Annotated in this window: 13 protein-coding genes and 1 pseudogene; 10 read left to right on the top strand and 4 right to left on the bottom strand. The window is 62.9% G+C overall.

From position 1 onward, the window contains the following. Window positions 1–200: 200 nt before the first annotated feature. Both RPMA_RS08085 and RPMA_RS08080 read left to right on the top strand, forming a co-directional pair. On the top strand, window positions 201–809 hold the full coding sequence (locus RPMA_RS08085; RefSeq protein WP_211912328.1) for a L,D-transpeptidase: 609 nt from the start codon (window positions 201–203) through the stop codon (window positions 807–809). Between the two features lie 137 nt (window positions 810–946). Then, the gene (locus RPMA_RS08080) at window positions 947–1,762 is read left to right on the top strand and encodes a DUF2927 domain-containing protein (protein WP_211912327.1); all 816 of its coding nucleotides are present in this window, start codon (window positions 947–949) and stop codon (window positions 1,760–1,762) included. Window positions 1,763–2,052: 290 nt separating this feature from the next. Here RPMA_RS08080 and RPMA_RS08075 read toward each other — a convergent pair whose 3' ends face one another. Then, window positions 2,053–3,225: an isovaleryl-CoA dehydrogenase gene (locus RPMA_RS08075; protein WP_211912326.1), complete on the bottom strand. Its 1,173-nt coding sequence runs from the start codon at window positions 3,223–3,225 to the stop codon at window positions 2,053–2,055. A gap of 220 nt (window positions 3,226–3,445) precedes the next feature. On the opposite strand from RPMA_RS08075, the pseudogene RPMA_RS08070 reads away from it, so the two are divergent. The 8 genes and pseudogenes from RPMA_RS08070 to RPMA_RS08035 all read left to right on the top strand — a co-directional run bounded on the left by RPMA_RS08070 (window position 3,446) and on the right by RPMA_RS08035 (window position 14,164). After that, window positions 3,446–4,704 (top strand): annotated as a pseudogene (locus RPMA_RS08070) (cytochrome P450). 33 nt (window positions 4,705–4,737) lie between these two features. Further along, window positions 4,738–6,009: a cytochrome P450 gene (locus RPMA_RS08065; protein WP_211912325.1), complete on the top strand. Its 1,272-nt coding sequence runs from the start codon at window positions 4,738–4,740 to the stop codon at window positions 6,007–6,009. Between the two features lie 44 nt (window positions 6,010–6,053). Next, window positions 6,054–7,229 (top strand): acyl-CoA dehydrogenase family protein, encoded by a 1,176-nt coding sequence (locus RPMA_RS08060; protein WP_211912324.1) that lies wholly within the window; start codon window positions 6,054–6,056, stop codon window positions 7,227–7,229. 153 nt (window positions 7,230–7,382) lie between these two features. Further along, complete coding sequence (locus RPMA_RS08055) at window positions 7,383–8,480, top strand: CaiB/BaiF CoA transferase family protein (RefSeq protein WP_211912323.1); 1,098 nt, start codon at window positions 7,383–7,385, stop codon at window positions 8,478–8,480. A gap of 9 nt (window positions 8,481–8,489) precedes the next feature. Continuing rightward, window positions 8,490–9,338: an FAS1-like dehydratase domain-containing protein gene (locus RPMA_RS08050; RefSeq protein WP_211912322.1), complete on the top strand. Its 849-nt coding sequence runs from the start codon at window positions 8,490–8,492 to the stop codon at window positions 9,336–9,338. 162 nt (window positions 9,339–9,500) lie between these two features. Continuing rightward, complete coding sequence (locus RPMA_RS08045; RefSeq protein WP_211912321.1) at window positions 9,501–9,893, top strand: hypothetical protein; 393 nt, start codon at window positions 9,501–9,503, stop codon at window positions 9,891–9,893. A gap of 275 nt (window positions 9,894–10,168) precedes the next feature. Then, window positions 10,169–11,785: a benzoylformate decarboxylase gene (gene mdlC, locus RPMA_RS08040; RefSeq protein ID WP_211912320.1), complete on the top strand. Its 1,617-nt coding sequence runs from the start codon at window positions 10,169–10,171 to the stop codon at window positions 11,783–11,785. A 24-nt stretch (window positions 11,786–11,809) separates the two neighbouring features. Then, a complete protein-coding gene (locus RPMA_RS08035) occupies window positions 11,810–14,164 on the top strand; it encodes a molybdopterin guanine dinucleotide-containing S/N-oxide reductase (protein WP_211912319.1) in 2,355 nt (784 codons plus the stop codon). 154 nt (window positions 14,165–14,318) lie between these two features. Here the strand turns inward: RPMA_RS08035 and RPMA_RS08030 are convergent, their stop codons facing one another. The 3 genes from RPMA_RS08030 to trhA all read right to left on the bottom strand — a co-directional run bounded on the left by RPMA_RS08030 (window position 14,319) and on the right by trhA (window position 17,227). Beyond that, the gene (locus tag RPMA_RS08030) at window positions 14,319–15,497 is read right to left on the bottom strand and encodes an IS481 family transposase (protein ID WP_211912318.1); all 1,179 of its coding nucleotides are present in this window, start codon (window positions 15,495–15,497) and stop codon (window positions 14,319–14,321) included. 110 nt (window positions 15,498–15,607) lie between these two features. Beyond that, window positions 15,608–16,402 (bottom strand): SDR family oxidoreductase, encoded by a 795-nt coding sequence (locus RPMA_RS08025; RefSeq protein ID WP_211912317.1) that lies wholly within the window; start codon window positions 16,400–16,402, stop codon window positions 15,608–15,610. A 120-nt stretch (window positions 16,403–16,522) separates the two neighbouring features. Then, a complete protein-coding gene (gene trhA, locus RPMA_RS08020) occupies window positions 16,523–17,227 on the bottom strand; it encodes a PAQR family membrane homeostasis protein TrhA (protein WP_211912316.1) in 705 nt (234 codons plus the stop codon).

Here is a 17,227-nt window from a genome sequence, read left to right as displayed (position 1 = left end):
TGATCAATCATTGTTCGGCCGCCCCGTCAAAGGGGGCAGGCGCAACGCTTGTGCGAGAGGCATGCGCGACGGACGGGCGGGCACGGTATGGTTGAGCGAGATCATTTCGCTAGCTGGAATGCTTCTCACCAAGCGGTGGGTTGCGAAGCGGCATGAATTGTGGCCACTCTGCGGCTCATTCCTGATCTGGCGAGGAGTCCATGAAGCGCTTTTTTGCTGCCCTGTCCGTCGCAGTCGCTGTTGTTGCGGTTGCACTGCCTGCCGAAGCCCGCCCCCGTAACCAGGCGGCTCAGGATTTCGTCGTCGACGACAGCCCGTCGTTCTCGAACTTCTTCTCCAATTTCGGCAGTGGCGGCGGCGGTTCGGGCCCGATTCCGCGCCAGACCGTCGGCTTCCAGAGCAATTACGCGCCCGGCACCATCGTGGTGAATACCGCGGAGCGCCGGCTGTATCTGGTCCAGCCTGGCGGCAGCGCGCTGCGCTACGGCATCGGCGTCGGCCGCGACGGCTTCCGCTGGGGCGGCGTGCACCGCGTCACCGCCAAGAAGGAATGGCCGTCATGGACGCCGCCGGCCCAGATGCTGCGCCGCCGGCCCGACCTGCCGCGCCACATGGAAGGCGGCCCGGACAATCCGCTCGGCGCCCGCGCCATCTATCTCGGCTCGACACTGTACCGCATCCACGGCTCCAACGAGCCGGAGACCATCGGCCAGGCCGTGTCGTCCGGCTGCTTCCGCATGACCAATGAGGACGTCACCGACCTCTACAACCGCGTCGCCGTCGGAGCGACTGTGATCGTGAAGAACTGATCCTGCGACATCATGACGGTCCCGCCCCTTGCGGGACCGTCGTTCCGGCGACCTTCAATAACGCGTCCTTCAATTCTACGTGGGCGCGACTATTGAGCGCTTGCGCCGCTACGCGCGTTGCGCGAATTTGGCGGCAAATGCCCCCTCCTCCGCACCATCACGTCTTTCGTTTCAGCCTCTGCCTGCTGACGGCCTTCGGCCTCTTTGCCATCGCGCTGCCGCAGCCGGCCCATGCCGGTGAACCCGCGATCATCGCCGCGCATCAGCGCCACCAGAAGCGCAGCTTCACCGACACCCAGATCATCGACGGCTTCCTGAAGACGGCATTCGGCGCCGAATATCATCTCGCCGGGCGCGTCGACCGCATCCGCAAGTATCAAACGCCGGTGCGCATCGTCATCGATGGCGGCACCGCACAGCGCAAGAAGCAGATCGGCAAGGTGGTCGCCGATATCGGCCGCCGCGTGCAGCATCTCAACATCGCCGTGGTGGAGAACAGCGCCGACGCCAATGTCACCGTGAAGCTGGTGCGCGACCGCGATCTTTATCCGACGCTGTCGGCTTTCTACGGCGAGGACCGCGCCAACGAGATCCGCACCTCGCTCGATCCGCAATGCCTGTCGGGCTTCCGCAAGAACGATGCCTTCGAGATCGAACGCTCGGACGTGATCCTCACCACCGACAATGGCGACTTTACCTTCTACGACTGCGCCTATGAAGAAATGCTGCAATCGCTCGGCCCGATCAACGACACCAATTCGGTGCCGTGGACGATGTTCAACGACAACGTCTCCATGGGCTTCTTCGATATCTATGATCAGTATCTGCTCAACATCCTCTACGATCCCCGCATCAAGGCGGGCATGACCGTGCAGGAGGTCCGCAAGGTGCTGCCACAAGTGCTCGCCGATGTGCGCGTGTGGGTGGCGAAGCTGAACGACCTCGCGGATTAGCGCTCTGCTCTCGGCCCAAGCTGTGTGATCTTCTCCCTCCCCAAGCGGCGAAGCCGCACCGTGGGGTCCGACGGACGAATTCGTCCGTCGTAGGTGGATCAAAGCGAGCGTCCAGCGAGCTTTGAGACGGGTGGGGTGTTTCCACAAACGCTGACGTCACCTGGGGAGAGACCCCACCCGTCTTCGCTCTTCGAGCTTCGCCGGGGCAAGCCCCCGCCTCCGCTTCGCTCGGCGGCCCCCCAGTCGCTTCGCTCCGGGGAGGGAGGCCACGCGCAGCGGCGCGTCGATCACTAGCCACTCTTCGTGAACAGCTCCCGCCCGATCAGCATGCGGCGGATTTCGCTGGTGCCAGCGCCGATTTCGTACAGTTTGGCGTCGCGCAGCAAACGTCCGGTCGGATAGTCGTTGATGTAACCGTTGCCGCCGAGGAGCTGGATCGCATCCAGCGCGCATTGCGTGGCGCGCTCGGCTGCATACAGAATCGCGCCGGCGGCATCCTCGCGCGTGGTCTCGCCGCGGTCGCAGGCCTTCGCCACCGCATAAACATAGGCGCGCGAGGCGTTCATGGTGACATACATGTCGGCGACTTTGCCCTGCACCAGCTGGAAATTACCGATCGGTTCGCCGAACTGCTTGCGCTCATGCACATAGGGCAGCACCACATCCATGCAGGCCTGCATGATGCCGAGCGGCCCCGCAGCCAGCACCGCGCGCTCGTAATCGAGACCCGACATCAGGATGTTGACGCCCTTGCCGACGGCGCCGAGGACGTTCTCCTCCGGCACTTCGCAATCCGTGAAAACGAGCTCGCAGGTGTCGGAGCCACGCATGCCGAGCTTGTCGAGTTTTTGCGCGGTCGAAAAACCCTTCATGCCCTTCTCGATGATGAAAGCCGTGATGCCACGCGGGCCACCATGGGGATCGGTCTTGGCGTAGACGATCAGCGTCTGCGCCACTGGGCCGTTGGTGATCCAGAACTTGCTGCCATTGAGAATGTAGCGATCGCCCTTCTTGTCCGCGCGGGTTTTCATGGACACCACGTCGGAGCCGGCGCCGGGCTCGGACATCGCCAGCGATCCCACATGCTCGCCGGAGATCAGGCCCGGAAGATATTTTCGCTTCTGCGCGTCATTGCCGTTACGACGGAGCTGATTGATGCAGAGATTGGAATGCGCGCCATAGGACAGGCCGACCGACGCCGATGCGCGCGACACTTCCTCCATGGCGATGACGTGTTCAAGATAGCCGAGCCCTGCCCCGCCATACTCTTCCTCCACGGTGATGCCGTGCAGGCCGAGATAACCGAGCTTGGGCCACAGATCGATCGGGAACTGGTTGCTCTTGTCGATGGCTTCGGCGCGCGGCGCGATCTCGTTCTGCGCGAAATCACGCACGGTCTCGCGAATGGCGTCGGCGGTCTCCCCGAGATCGAAGTTGAACATGCTCTGGGCGTTCGGGATCATCGTCGGGTGCCTCCGGTCACATCATTCGTTTGCCGCGCGTCAGGCGCGCATTTGCCCCATTGAAGACAGCAAAGTCCCAGCCAAATCAACCTTTTCAGCTCGTCCAATGGTTGTAGTCACGCTTGCGCGAGGGGGCGTTCCAGCGTCTAATTAGACGCAATAAAGCCACCGGAACGCAACACGGTGCGCATCAGGGACGAAACGAAACCGGGGGATTGTCATGCACGGGACAATTGAATCGGACCACGCGCTCCGCCAGCGCCGCGCCCGCGATACCGCTTATGCGACGCCGCTCGATCAATTCGATCCCGGCAATCCCGAACTGTTTCGTGACGATACGTTCTGGCCCTATTTCGAGCGGCTGCGCCGGGAAGACCCCGTGCATTACTGCCGCACAGCATGTTCGGCCCGTATTGGTCGGTGACCAAATATAACGACATCATGGCCGTGGAGATCAATCATGCGGAGTTCTCGTCCGCCGCCTCGTTCGGCGGCATCACCATTCGCGATGCCGGCGTGCAGTTTCGCCGGCCGATGTTCATCGCCACCGATCCGCCACACCACTCCGCCCAGCGCAAGACGGTGGCGCCGATGTTCGCGCCCAACTACATGGACGAACTCGCCGGGTTGATCCGCTCCCGCACCGCGGAGGTGCTCGATGCCCTGCCCCGCAACGAGACCTTCGACTGGGTCGATCGCGTGTCGATCGAACTGACCACGCAGATGCTGGCCACCTTGTTCGATTTTCCCTGGGAAGAACGCCGCAAGCTGACGCACTGGTCCGACGTCGCCACCATGCTGCCGCAGACGCCGGAGGCCGAGCTGCAGCGGCAGAAGGAGCTGCGCGAATGCGGCGAGTATTTCGGCAAGCTGTTCCAGGAACGCATGAACGCGCCGCCAAAGAGCGACCTGCTGTCGATGATGGCGCATAGCGATGCAACACGGAATCTCGACCCCGAGAATTTCCTCGGCAACATCATCCTGCTGATCGTCGGTGGCAACGACACCACGCGCAATTCCATGTCCGGCGGCGTCTATGCGCTGAACCGGTTTCCCGCACAGTATGACAAGCTACGCGCCAATCCGGCGCTGATCGACAGCATGGTGCCGGAGATCATTCGCTGGCAGACGCCGCTCGCGCATATGCGCCGCACAGCGGTGGCCGATACCGAACTCGGCGGCAAGCTGATCAAGAAGGGCGACAAGGTCGTCATGTGGTACGTCTCCGGCAATCGCGACGACGAGATGATCGAGCGGCCGGATGAGTTCATCATCGATCGCGAGCGGCCGAACCGCCACCTCTCCTTTGGCTTCGGCATCCACCGCTGCGTGGGCCTGCGCCTAGCCGAACTGCAATTGAAGATCGTGTGGGAAGAAATCATGAAGCGCTTCGAGCGGATCGAAGTCGTGGACGAACCCCACCGGGTCTTTTCGTCATTCGTGAAGGGCTACGAGACGCTGCCCGTCCGTATCCACTGATCGACACCGCATATTATCGAAAGAGCAAACGCCATGAATATCCAGAACCGTATCGACCCCGACAAGGCGACTCGCGACCGCATCGCGCGCGAGCTCGCTTATTCGATGCCGTTGAAGGACTTTCACCCCGGCGCACCAAAACTGTTTGCCACCGACACGCTGTGGCCGTTCTTCGAGCGGCTGCGCGCGGAAGAGCCGGTGCATTACTGCACCAATGCGCCGATCGAGCCCTATTGGTCGATCACCAAATACAACGACATCATGCATGTGGACACCAATCACGGCATCTTCTCGTCAGATGTGAAGCATGGCGGCATCGCCATCCGCGACGTGCCGGTGGGCTATGACTGGCCGAGCTTCATCGCCATGGACGAGCCGAACCACAGCCGGCAGCGCAAGACCGTGACGCCGATGTTCACGCCCGAACATCTCGACGAACTCGCAACCTTGATCCGCGGCCGCGTCTGCAAGGTGCTGGACGGCTTGCCGCGCAACGAGACTTTTGATTGGGTCGATCGCGTCTCGGTCGAGCTCACCACGCAGATGCTGGCGACCCTGTTCGACTTCCCGTGGGACGAACGCCGCAAGCTGACGCGCTGGTCGGATGTCTCCACGGCGCTGCCCAAGAGCGGCATCGTGTCATCGGAGGACGAGCGCCGCCGCGAGATGGACGAATGCGCCGCCTATTTCCAGAAACTCTGGAACGAGCGCGTCAATTCCGACCCGCGGAATGACCTGATCTCGATGATGGCGCATAGCGACGCCACGCGCTTCATGGATCCCGATACGCTGATGGGCAATATCATCCTGCTCATCGTCGGCGGCAACGATACCACCCGCAACACGATGACCGGCTCGGTGCTCGCGCTGAACGAGAATCCTGACCAATATCAGAAGCTGCGCGACAATCCGGCGCTGATCGAGACTATGGTGCCCGAAGTGATCCGCTGGCAGACGCCGCTGGCGCATATGCGGCGCACCGCTTTGCATGACGCCCAGATTGGTTCGAAGACCATCCGCAAGGGCGATCGCGTGGTGATGTGGTATGTTTCCGGCAACCGCGACGACGAGGTGATCGAGCGGCCGAACGAGTTCATCATCGACCGCAAACGGCCGAAGATTCACCTGTCATTCGGTTTCGGCATACACCGCTGCGTGGGCATGCGCCTGGCGGAGTTGCAATTGAAGATCGTTTGGGAGGAAATACTGAAACGGTTCGAAAACATCGAAGTTGTGGGGGAACCCAAGCGCGTGTATTCGAGCTTCGTCAAAGGCTACGAGCATCTTCCTGTCAGGATTTCGTAGTCCGGTATTACGTCAATTTCCCCTCAAGAAGAGAAGCCAATTCCTTGACGAAACATGCAGCCGCGGAACAAGACGAGTATCATGACATCCGCGACGCCGTCGCAAAACTGTGTGCACAGTTTCCCGGCGAATACTGGCGCAAGCTCGATCGCGAGATGGCCTATCCGAAGGCGTTCGTCGATGCGCTGACGGAAGCCGGATATCTCTCGGTTCTCATTCCGGAAGAGTTCGGCGGCTCGGGCCTCAAGCTCTCTGCGGCCGCAGCAATCCTCGAAGAGATCCAGCGCGCCGGCTGCAATGGCGGCGGCTGCCACGCCCAGATGTACACGATGGGCACCGTGCTGCGTCATGGCAATGACGAGCAGAAGGCCAAGTGGCTGCCGAAGATCGCCTCGGGCGAAGTGCGGCTGCAGGCGTTTGGCGTGACCGAGCCGACCTCGGGCACCGACACCTCGTCGCTGAAGACAGTCGCCAAGAAGGACGACAACGGCGACTACATCGTCAACGGCCAGAAGATCTGGACCAGCCGCGCCGAATATTCCGATCTCATGGTGCTGCTCGCGCGCACCACGCCGAAGGAACAGGCCGCCAAGCGCACCGACGGCCTCTCGGTGTTCCTGGTGGACATGAAGGAGGCCAAGAAGAAGGGTCTCGAAATCCGCCCGATCCGCACGATGATGAATCATGCGACCACCGAAGTGTTCTTCACCGACATGAAGGTGCCGAAAGAAAATCTCATCGGCGAAGAGGGCAAGGGCTTCCGCTACATCCTCTCCGGCATGAATGCCGAACGCATCCTGATCGCCGCCGAATGCGTGGGCGACGCCAAGTGGTTCATCGCCAAGGCCTCCGCCTATGCCAAGGAACGCCATGTGTTCGGCCGGCCGATCGGCCAGAACCAGGGCATCCAGTTCCCCATCGCCAAGGCCTATGCATCGATGCGCGCGGCCGAGCTGATGGTGAAGGAAGCCACCCGCAAGTACGAAGCGGGCCTCGACTGCGGCGCCGAGGCCAATATGGCCAAGATGCTCGCGGCCGATGCATCCTTCGAAGCGGCCAATGCGTGCATTCAAACGCATGGTGGTTTTGGTTTTGCTGAAGAATACGATGTCGAGCGAAAATTCCGCGAGACGCGGCTGTATCAGGTGGCGCCGATCTCGACGAATTTGATCCTGTCGTTTGTGGCAGAGCACGTGCTCGGAATGCCGCGGTCTTATTGAGCTTTCCTCCTTCACCTCTCCCCACTGGGGAGAGGTCGGATTGCGAAGCAAGCCGGGTGAGGGGGCGCCACACGCTCCGTCACCAAGCCCCCTCACCCGCGCGCAAGTGCGCGCGACCTCTCCCCGGAGGGGAGAGGTGAACCGGAGAACATCATGCTGCCGCTCAAAGGCCTCACCGTCGTCGCTGTCGAACAGGCCGTGGCGGCGCCCTATTGCAGTTCGCGCCTCGCCGATGCCGGCGCGCATGTCATCAAGATCGAACGCCCGGAAGGCGATTTCGCCAGGGGCTATGACGCGGCGGCCAAGGGCCAGAGCAGCTATTTCGTCTGGCTCAATCGCGGCAAGGATTCGGCCGTGGTCGATCTCTCCACGCCGGAAGGCCGCAAGCAGCTCGAAGAGCTGATCGCTACCGCCGACGTGCTGATCCAGAATCTCAAGCCCGGCTCCATGGACAAGCTCGGCTTCACGCTGGAGCGCCTGCGCAAGGATTATCCGCGGCTGATCTGCGCCACCATCACCGGCTATGGCGACACCGGCCCTTATGCGCATCGCAAGGCCTATGACCTCTTGATCCAGGCGGAGAGCGGCCTCGCCTCCATCACCGGCGGCCCGGAAGGCCCATCGCGCGTCGGCGTCTCCATCGTCGATGTCGCCACAGGTGCGGCCGCGCATGCCGCCATCCTCGAAGCGCTGATCGGACGCAGCGTATCCGGCGAAGGCGCCGATATCCGCATCTCCATGTTCGACGTGATGGCCGACTGGCTGACCGTGCCGCTGCTCAATGCCGAGAACGGCAAGGAGCCGAAGCGCATGGGCCTCGCGCATCCCTCCATCGCGCCCTATGGCGTGTTCAATTCGAAGGAAGGCAAGGGCATTCTCATTTCGATCCAGAGCGAGCGCGAATGGAAGATCCTATGCGCGAAAGTGCTGGGCAATGCCGATCTCGCCACCGACGCGAAGATGGTCAACAATGTCGAGCGCGTGCACAATCGCGACTACACCGACAAAGTGGTCGGCGACATCTTTGGTTCGCTCAGCCGTGAGGAGTTGCTGAAGCGTCTCAGCGATGCCGACATCGCCTTTGCCGAAGTGAACACGATGGCGGATCTGTCAAAGCATCCGCATCTGCGCCGCATCACCGTGGACACCCCGAACGGCCCCGTCGCCTATCCCGCGCCCGGCGCGATCTGGATGGATGCGGACCGCGACAGCTATGGCGCGGTGCCGGGTATCGGTGACGTACAGAAGTAAGGAGCTGACATGACCGAACAACTCGACATCGATCATCTCAAGCAGTGGATCGGCCGCACCGAAGAGGCCTCCGACGTGATCACCGCGCAGCTCGTGAAGGGCCTGCGCGCCACGCTGTTTCTCGACATTGGCACGCCGAAGACCGGCGACATCGCCCCCTTCACCACGCATTGGTGCCTGGCGCAGCCCGTCGCTGCCATGGACAAGCTCGGCACCGACGGCCATCCCGCCCGCGGCGGCTTCCTGCCGCCGGTGCCGCTGCCGCGCCGCATGTGGGCTGGCGGCGAGGTGCAGTTCATTGCACCGCTGCAGGTCGGCGACACCGTGACCCGCTCGTCGAAGATCCTCGATGTGAATGTGAAGACCGGCTCCACCGGCACGCTGTGTTTCGTCAATGTGGAACACGTGATCACCACGCCGCGCGGCGTCGCCGTGCGCGAGCGACAGGACATCGTCTATCGCGCCATGCCCACCAGCATGGCGCCGCCGGCGCCCGCGCCGAAGGACGTGCCGAGCGCCCAGCGTCAGGAAACGCATTACGCCGATCCCGTGCTGCTGTTCCGCTACAGCGCGCTGACTTTCAACGGCCACCGCATCCATTACGATCGCGACTACGTCACCAAGGTCGAATTCTATCCCGGCCTCGTCTTCCACGGCCCGCTGCAGGCCGCGCTGCTGGTGGAGTTCGCGGCGAAGCTGAAGGGCAAGGCCCCGGCCAAGTTCAGCTATCGCGGCGTGTCACCGCTGTTCGACGGTGCCGACTTCACGGTGAATGCGAACGAGACCGCGGATGGGCTCGAGGTCTGGACCGCCAATGACAAGGGCGCGCCGACCATGAAGGCGACGGCGAGCTGGTAGGCCTGCCACTCACTCCGCCCTCATCCTGAGGAGCGCGCTCTTGCGCGCGTCTCGTTGTGAATGGCATAGCCATTCACTTGGGATGGTGAAGAGTGCGCAGCCATGGTTCGAGACGGCGCTTCGCGCCTCCTCACCATGAGGGATGAGTGTAGGGCGACTGATATGCAGAACCAGACCAACATCGACGACACCAGATTGAAGGACTTTCTCGCCTTCTTCGCGGGAAAATACCGGCCTGCCGAAAGACTGCTGACCGAGGCGCTCGCGCAGGATGGATTGCGCGACGCCATCAGCGACTGCATGGACATGTCGCTGCAATTCACGCCCATGGAAGTCGCCAAATTCGACAGCGAATTGCGGCTGCACGACATTCCCTCGCTCTCCGAACTGCGCCGCCGTTACTCGCGGACCTATGCACGCGTGCTGAAGCGCGACCGGATCGAGGACGAGACGGAGTATTTTCTGCTGCGCAATGTGCTGTTCGATCCCGGCGAGAAGGCGGACGGAGAACGCGAACAGCTGGAGCGGCTGATCGCGGGATTTGAGAAGAAGTAGGCGAAGGCGCTCCGTTCTTACCCTCCCCCTTGCGGGGAGGGTCGGCCGAAGGCCGGGGTGGGGGTGCCCCACGTGACGTCGAGCTTGGGAAAGCACCCCACCCGTCGCGAAGCTCGCTGAACGCTCGCTTCGCGCCACCCTCCCCGCTGCGCGGCTACGCCGCTTGAGGGACCCCGCTCCGCTCATTTCCTCACAGTTGACACATCGCAGTTTCTCGCAGTTGATGAGTCAACAACACGCGGCAGCCCACTGCCCGACACTGTGAGGAAATCGCCTTGGCTCGTACTCCGAAATCCAAAACCACCACCGTCAAAGACGCCACGCTTAATCTGATCCGCGGCTTCGGCATCACCAAAGTTTTCGGCAATCCCGGCTCCACCGAACTGCCCTTCCTGTCCGACTGGCCCGACGATATCGACTACGTCCTCGGCTTGCAGGAAGCTTCCGTCATCGGCATGGCCGATGGCTATGCGCAGGCGACGCGCAATGCATCCTTCGTCAATCTGCATTCCGCTGCTGGCGTCGGACACGCGCTCGGCAACATCTACACCGCGCATCGCAACCAGACGCCGATGGTGATCACGGCCGGGCAGCAGGCGCGCAGCATCCTGCCGCTGCAGGCGTTTCTCTATGCCGAGCGCGCGTCGGAATTTCCGCGGCCCTATGTGAAATACAGCGTCGAGCCCGCCCGCGCGGAGGACGTGCCAGCAGCCATCGCGCGCGCTTACTATGTGGCCATGCAGCCGCCATGTGGGCCGACCTTCGTCTCCGTGCCGATCGACGACTGGGCGCATCCGGCACAGTTGATCGATGCGCGCAATGTCAGCCGCGCGATCGGGCCGGAGCCAGAGGCGATGCAGCAGCTTGTCGCTGCACTCTCGACGAGCAAACACCCTGCCCTCATTGTCGGCCCCGGTATCGATCGCGCCGGCTGTGTGGACGAGATGGTCGCCGTCGCCGAGAAGATCAAAGCCGCCGTATGGGTCTCCCCCTTCTCCGCGCGTTGCAGCTTCCCGGAGCGGCATCCGCAATTCCACGGCTTCCTGCATGCATCGCCTGCACAGCTATCGGATGCGTTGAAGGAATACGACCTCGTCGTCGTCATCGGCGCGCCGGTCTTTACCTTTCATGTGGAAGGCCATGCGGCGATCTTCGATGGCGGCGCGACGATCTTTCAGATCACCGACGATGCGGATTCAGCAGCAGTCGCGCCGATCGGCACCAGCATCATCGCCACCATGAAACCGGCGTTGACGATGCTGCGCGAGCTGCTGCCGGACACACAACGAAACATCGCAAAGGGCCGCGTGCTGCCGCCGGCGCCCGCGGCTGCCGATCCGATCCCGATCGATTACCTCTTGCACACGCTGTCGCAGGCGATGCCGCCAGATGCGATGCTAGTGGAGGAAGCGCCGTCGCATCGGCCCGCGATACATAAATATCTGCCGATGCGCGGCGCCAATTCGTTCTACACGATGTCCTCCGGCGGCCTCGGCTGGTCGCTGCCCGCCTCCGTCGGCATCGCGCTCGCGCATCCCGGGCGTCGCACGGTGTGCCTGATCGGCGACGGCTCGGCGATGTATTCGATCCAGGCGCTGTGGACGGCGGCACAGCGGAAACTGCCGATCACCATCGTGGTCATCAACAATTCCGGCTATGGCGCCATGCGCTCGTTCAGCCAGGTGATGCAGGTGCGCAATGTTCCCGGTCTCGATCTGCCCGGACTAGATTTCGTCAAAATTGCCGAAGGACTGGGCGCGCATGCCACGCGCGTCAGCACATCTTCGGAACTTGAAAAGGCTTTCCGGCATAGCTTGCAGCATGCGGGCGTCAGCCTTGTCGAGGTGGTCGTCGACTCCGCGGTTCCCGTGCTTTATGGACAGAAGCATTGATACTGGAATGATGGATTGGAACGGATGAAGCAAGCGAACGAGCGCACGATCAGGCCGCAAGGCAAGATGACCCACTCCTCGCATTGGGGCGCCTTCTCCGGCGAGTGGGTCAATGATCAGCTCGTGATCTCGCCGCATCCCATCGATCCCGATCCGAATCCGATCATCCAGAATTTCCCCGAAGCGCTGCGCCACAAGGCGCGCATCGCCAAGCCGATGGTTCGCCGCGGCTGGCTGGAACACGGCCCCGGCCCAAGCGACCGCCGCGGCCGCGATGGCTTTGTCGAGATGGAGTGGGATGAAGTCCTCGACCTACTCGCCGGTGAGCTGAAGCGCGTGAAGGACAGGCGCGGTCCGCAGGCGGTGTTCGGCGGCTCCTATGGCTGGTCTAGCGCCGGCCGCTTCCATCACGCGCAGAGCCAGGTGCATCGCTTCCTGAACTTTGCACTCGGCGGCTATGTGCGTTCGGTGAATTCCTATTCGGCCGGCGCGTCCACCGTGATCATCCCGCGCATCCTCGGCGACTACGAGGACATGACCCGCCGCAATATCGGCTGGGATGAAGTGGTCGAACATTGCGATCTCGTCGTCGCCTTCGGCGGCATGAACACCAAGAATTCGCGCGTCGCCGGCGGCGGCATCAGCAAGCACACCGAACATGGCGACATGATCGCGGTGAGCAAGCGCGGTGGCGAATTCGTGCTGGTCTCGCCGCTGAAGACCGACCTGCCCGACGAAGTGAACCAGGACTGGCTGCAGGCAATGCCGGGCAGCGACGTCGCACTGATGCTGGCGCTGGCGCATACGCTGGTAATGGACGGCACGCACGATCGCGCCTTCATCGACCGCTGCAGCGTCGGCTTCGACGAATTCGAAACCTATCTGATGGGCCGCAGCGACGGCCAGCCGAAGGATGCAGCCTGGGCCGCCCCGATCACCGGTCTCTCGGCGGATGTGATCCTCAAGCTGGCGCGTCGCCTGCCCGGCAAGCGCGTGCTGTTCACCGTCGCGCATTCGCTGCAGCGGGCGCGGCATGGCGAGCAGCCGGTGTGGATGTCCGCCGTGCTCGCGACAATGCTCGGCCAGATCGGCCTGCCCGGCGGCGGCTTCGGTTATGCTCTGGGCGCCATCGCCAATTACGGCCGCCGCTACAATGCAGTGCCGATCGCCGGCCTGCCGCAGGGCAAGAATGGCGTCGCCGATTTCATCCCCGTGGCGCGCATCTCCGACATGCTGCTCAATCCGAACGGGCCGTTCGACTATAACGGCAAGCGGATGGCCTATCCGGACATCAAGCTGGTCTATTGGGCCGGCGGCAATCCGTTCCACCATCATCAGGACATCAACCGCCTGCGCAGCGCCTTCGCGCAGATCGATACGCTGGTGGTGCATGAGCTGGCCTGGACCGCAACGGCGCGTCATGCGGATATCGTGCTGCCCGTCACCATGTCGCTGGAGCGCGAGGATATCGGCAGCGCACAGACCGATCCCTTGATGGTCGCGATGCACCAGATGGCCGAACCGTTTGGCGAGGCGCGCAACGATTACGATATCTTTTCGGGACTGGCCGAACGTCTCGGTAAGGGCGCAGAGTTCACCGAAGGCCGCACCGCGCGCGAGTGGCTGCAATATCTCTACAAGACCACTTATGACGGGCTTGTCGCCGGAGGCCATGAGGCGCCGGACTTCGAGACGTTCTGGGCCAATGGCGAAGTGCTGCTGCCGCAGAAGCCGCTCGACGGCGGCACGCTGCGCGCTTTCGTGAACGATCCCGAGAACAATCGCCTGCCGACGCCGAGCGGCAAGGTTGAGATCTTCTCCTCGACCATCGCCGGCTTCAATTATGCGGACTGCCCCGGCCATCCCGCCTGGCTGCCGCCGCTCGATGTGCCGACCGCGGAGACGCCGCTGCATCTCGTCGCCAACCAGCCGGCCTCGCGCCTGCATAGCCAGCTCGATTTCGGCGGGCATAGTGCGGCCGAGAAACGCCGCGGCCGCGAAGTCGCGCGTATGCATCCGAAGGACGCGGACGCACGCGAGATCAAGGATGGCGATATCATCAAGCTGTTCAACGAGCGTGGCGCGTGTCTCGCATCGGTGGTCGTCACCGAGGATGTGATGGCCGGCGTGATCCAGCTGCCGACCGGCGCTTACTACGACCCCGAAGATATCAACGACGACAAGCCACTGTGCGTGCACGGCAATCCGAATGTGCTGACGCGCGATGTCGGCACGTCGAGCCTGGCGCAGGGATGTACGGGGCAATTGACCGTGGTGCAGGTGGAGAAATTCACCGGCAACCTGCCACCGATCCAGGCCTTCGATCCGCCAGTGCCGGTGGAGCGGCCACAGCCGCCGCGGTTGGAAGCGGCGGAGTGATCTCGCTTACCCTCCCTGCAGAGGGAGGGTCGGTGAGCATTACGCGTAGCGTGATGCGAGACGGGGTGGGGTGGCGCGGCCTATGACGCACGCCACGCCTGCCACCCCACCCCGCCGGACGCTGCGCGTCCGTCAACCCTCCCCTGCAGGGTGTTCAGCCCGGAGACATAGCTGACACCTGTTCGGAGACATGACTGACACTTTTGCGGCGGGTCAAGTCGATGGTTGCGACCTGCCTGCTGCCAAAGAAAACGCCGTATTGGCCATCGATACCGCTCGGGCGGATGGCCAAATGTTCGCCGCGGAAAGCGCGTGGCACGCGCCATGGCTGCCCCTTGAAGCTGATCGAGGCGCCGCGCTGGGTCGATACGCTGCGGACGATGTCGCCCGGGGCGTAGACAATGTCTGCGAGCCGCTCAGGCATCGATCGCAGCGATGGCCGGTAGCGGCTGGCCGGCACGGCCATGCCCAAGGCCTCATGCGGGCGCTCCAGATTGTAGACGCTGCGCCATGTATCGAAGGCCCGCTGCAATTCGGTGAAGCCGTTGAAGCGACGCACGGCCAGCACTTCGGCCTTCAGCGTGCGATGGAAGCGCTCGTTCTTGCCGCGGCTCTGCGGATGCAGCGGCCGCGCATAGATCACCTCGACGCCGAGCTTGAGCAGCCAGACCCGCAAGCCGGTCCAGCGCGATTGCGAACTGTCGCCCCAGGGCGGGCCGTTATCGACGAACAATGCGTCGGGCAGTCCGTAGCGACGGAAGGTCTGCGTCAGCTGCTCCTGCACGGTCATGCGCTGCTGGTTACTGCAGGCGGCAAGACGCAGGGCATAGCGCGAGTGATCGTCGATCATGGTGAGCGGGTGGCACGGCGTGCCGTCGGCCAGCGGGATATGGCCCTTGAAATCCATCTGCCACAGCGCATTCGGGGTGTCCTTCTCGAAGCGCGTGAACGGCTGCCCCGGACCGTTCGGCGGCACGATGATGCGGCCATGGCGCTGCAGGATCGCATGTACAGTGGAAGCCGCCGGCGGCACGAGGCCGTCGCGGCTCAGGCAATGGACAATCTTGCGTGCGCCCCAGGCCGGATGGGCATCGCGAATGGCGAGCACCTGCCCCTCGATCGCTGCCGCACTGCGCCGCGGGCTGGCATGTGGCCGGCGCGAGCGATCGGCAAGCTCCGCATCGCCGCCGACATGCCGCGCCAACCATTTGTAGCCGACGTCGGGACTGATGCCGAACCGCCGACACAACTCCCGCCGGTTCGCACCGTCCTGCAGCGCCAGCCGCACGAACTCCAACCTCTGATCCATTACCGACACCTCGCACCACGGCATGGAAGCCTCCCAAAAAGGAACTTCCACCCAATATGGATGTGTCAGCTATGTCTCCGAACACCTGTCAGTGATCTGTCCGGGCTGAACACAGGGGAGGGTAAGGAAGCGCATCACTTCCCAAACTCCTCCCGCATCTTCGCCTGGATCTTTGCCATGCCGCCGATCCAGCGGTCGTAGTTCTCGGTCTTCTTGCGCATGTAATCGATGACCTGCTTGTGCGGCAGGATCAGAAACGTCTCCGCCTCGATCCCCGCCAGCGCATCGGCTGCCACCTGCTCCGGCGACAGGTTGCCGTCATTCGATTGCGGGCCCTTCGGGATGTTCTTCAGCATGTTGGTATCGACGCCCTGCGGGCACAGGATCGAGACCTTGATGCCATGGGCGCGATGCGCGATCGCGAGGCTCTCGGCGAAACCGACCGCCGCATGCTTCGTCGTCGAATAAGCGGGACTGCCCACCTGCGACAGCAGGCCCGCCGCCGAGATCGTGTTGAGGAAATAGCCGCCGCCGCGCGCCTGCATCCGCGGCACCAGATGGCGGGCGGCATAGACATGGGCCATCACATGGATCGCCCAGCTTTTCATCCAGGGCTCGTCCGAGATGCCGCCGGCATTCGGGCTCATCGGATCGAAACCGCCGCCGATGCCGGCATTGGAGCAGAAGAGGTCGATCGATCCGAACTGGCGCTCGGTCTCGTCGATCACATGCTTAATGTCATCCTCGCGGCCGACATCGCATTTGAACGACGCGCCGCCGATGCCATCGGCCACGGCCTTGGCACGCGCTTCATCGAGATCGACAACGACGACCTTCTTCGCGCCCGCTTTGTGAAATGTCTCGCACAGCGCCTGGCCGATGCCATTGCCGCCGCCGGTCACGACGACGATCTTGCCGCCCACCTGCATGCCTTCACTCCCCTTTTGTTTTTCTTGTAGCCTGGATGAAGCGCAGCGCAATCCAGGAATCAGCGCTTCAGAAATTCGCCGGTCCCCGGATTGCGCTACGCTCCATCCGGGCTACAGCCGCTAAGCCGTCGTGCTCAGCACCATGTCGAGCACTGCCGTATAGTGGCATGCGGCACCGAGCAGGACAAATGCGTGCCAGATGGCATTCTGGAAACGCAGGCTGCGCCAGGCATGGAAGATCACGCCCAGCGTATAGAGCGTGCCGCCGGCGGCGACGAACCACATGCTCAGCGGCGGCAGCGGGGAGAACACGGCGTCGTAGGCCATCATGCCGCTCCAGCCCAAAGCGAGATAGAGCAGCACCGCTAACCGATCGAAGCGGCCTGGAAACCGCAGCTTGATGACGATGCCGGCAATAGCTGTGCTCCACACGAAAGCGAGCAGCCCCGCGGCAAGCCAGCCATTCGCTATTTGTGCGAGGAACGGCGTGTAGGTGGCGGCGATCAGGAGATAAATCGCGGAGTGATCGAAGCGGCGCAGAAACCATTTTCGCGGCGACACCGGCCACATATTGTAGGCGGCGGAGAAACCGAGCATCGCCAGCAGGCCGGCGGCATAGATCGAGACCGTGACGATCTCGGTGGCGGTGGCGAAGACGGCGGTGAGGACGATGAGCACGGTCAGCGCGATCAGGCCGGCGGTGACACCGAGACCGTGAACGACGCCATCGGCGATCAGTTCGGCGCGGTCATAGTTCCAGCGGATCGCACCCGCGACCATTGTGGCGGAATTGGCGGTGAACTGCTTCAGGCGGAAAACGGTCAT

Source organism: Tardiphaga alba (assembly GCF_018279705.1).
In the GTDB taxonomy this organism is placed as follows: domain Bacteria; phylum Pseudomonadota; class Alphaproteobacteria; order Rhizobiales; family Xanthobacteraceae; genus Tardiphaga; species Tardiphaga alba.
This window is presented reverse-complemented; position numbering and strand designations above follow the sequence as displayed.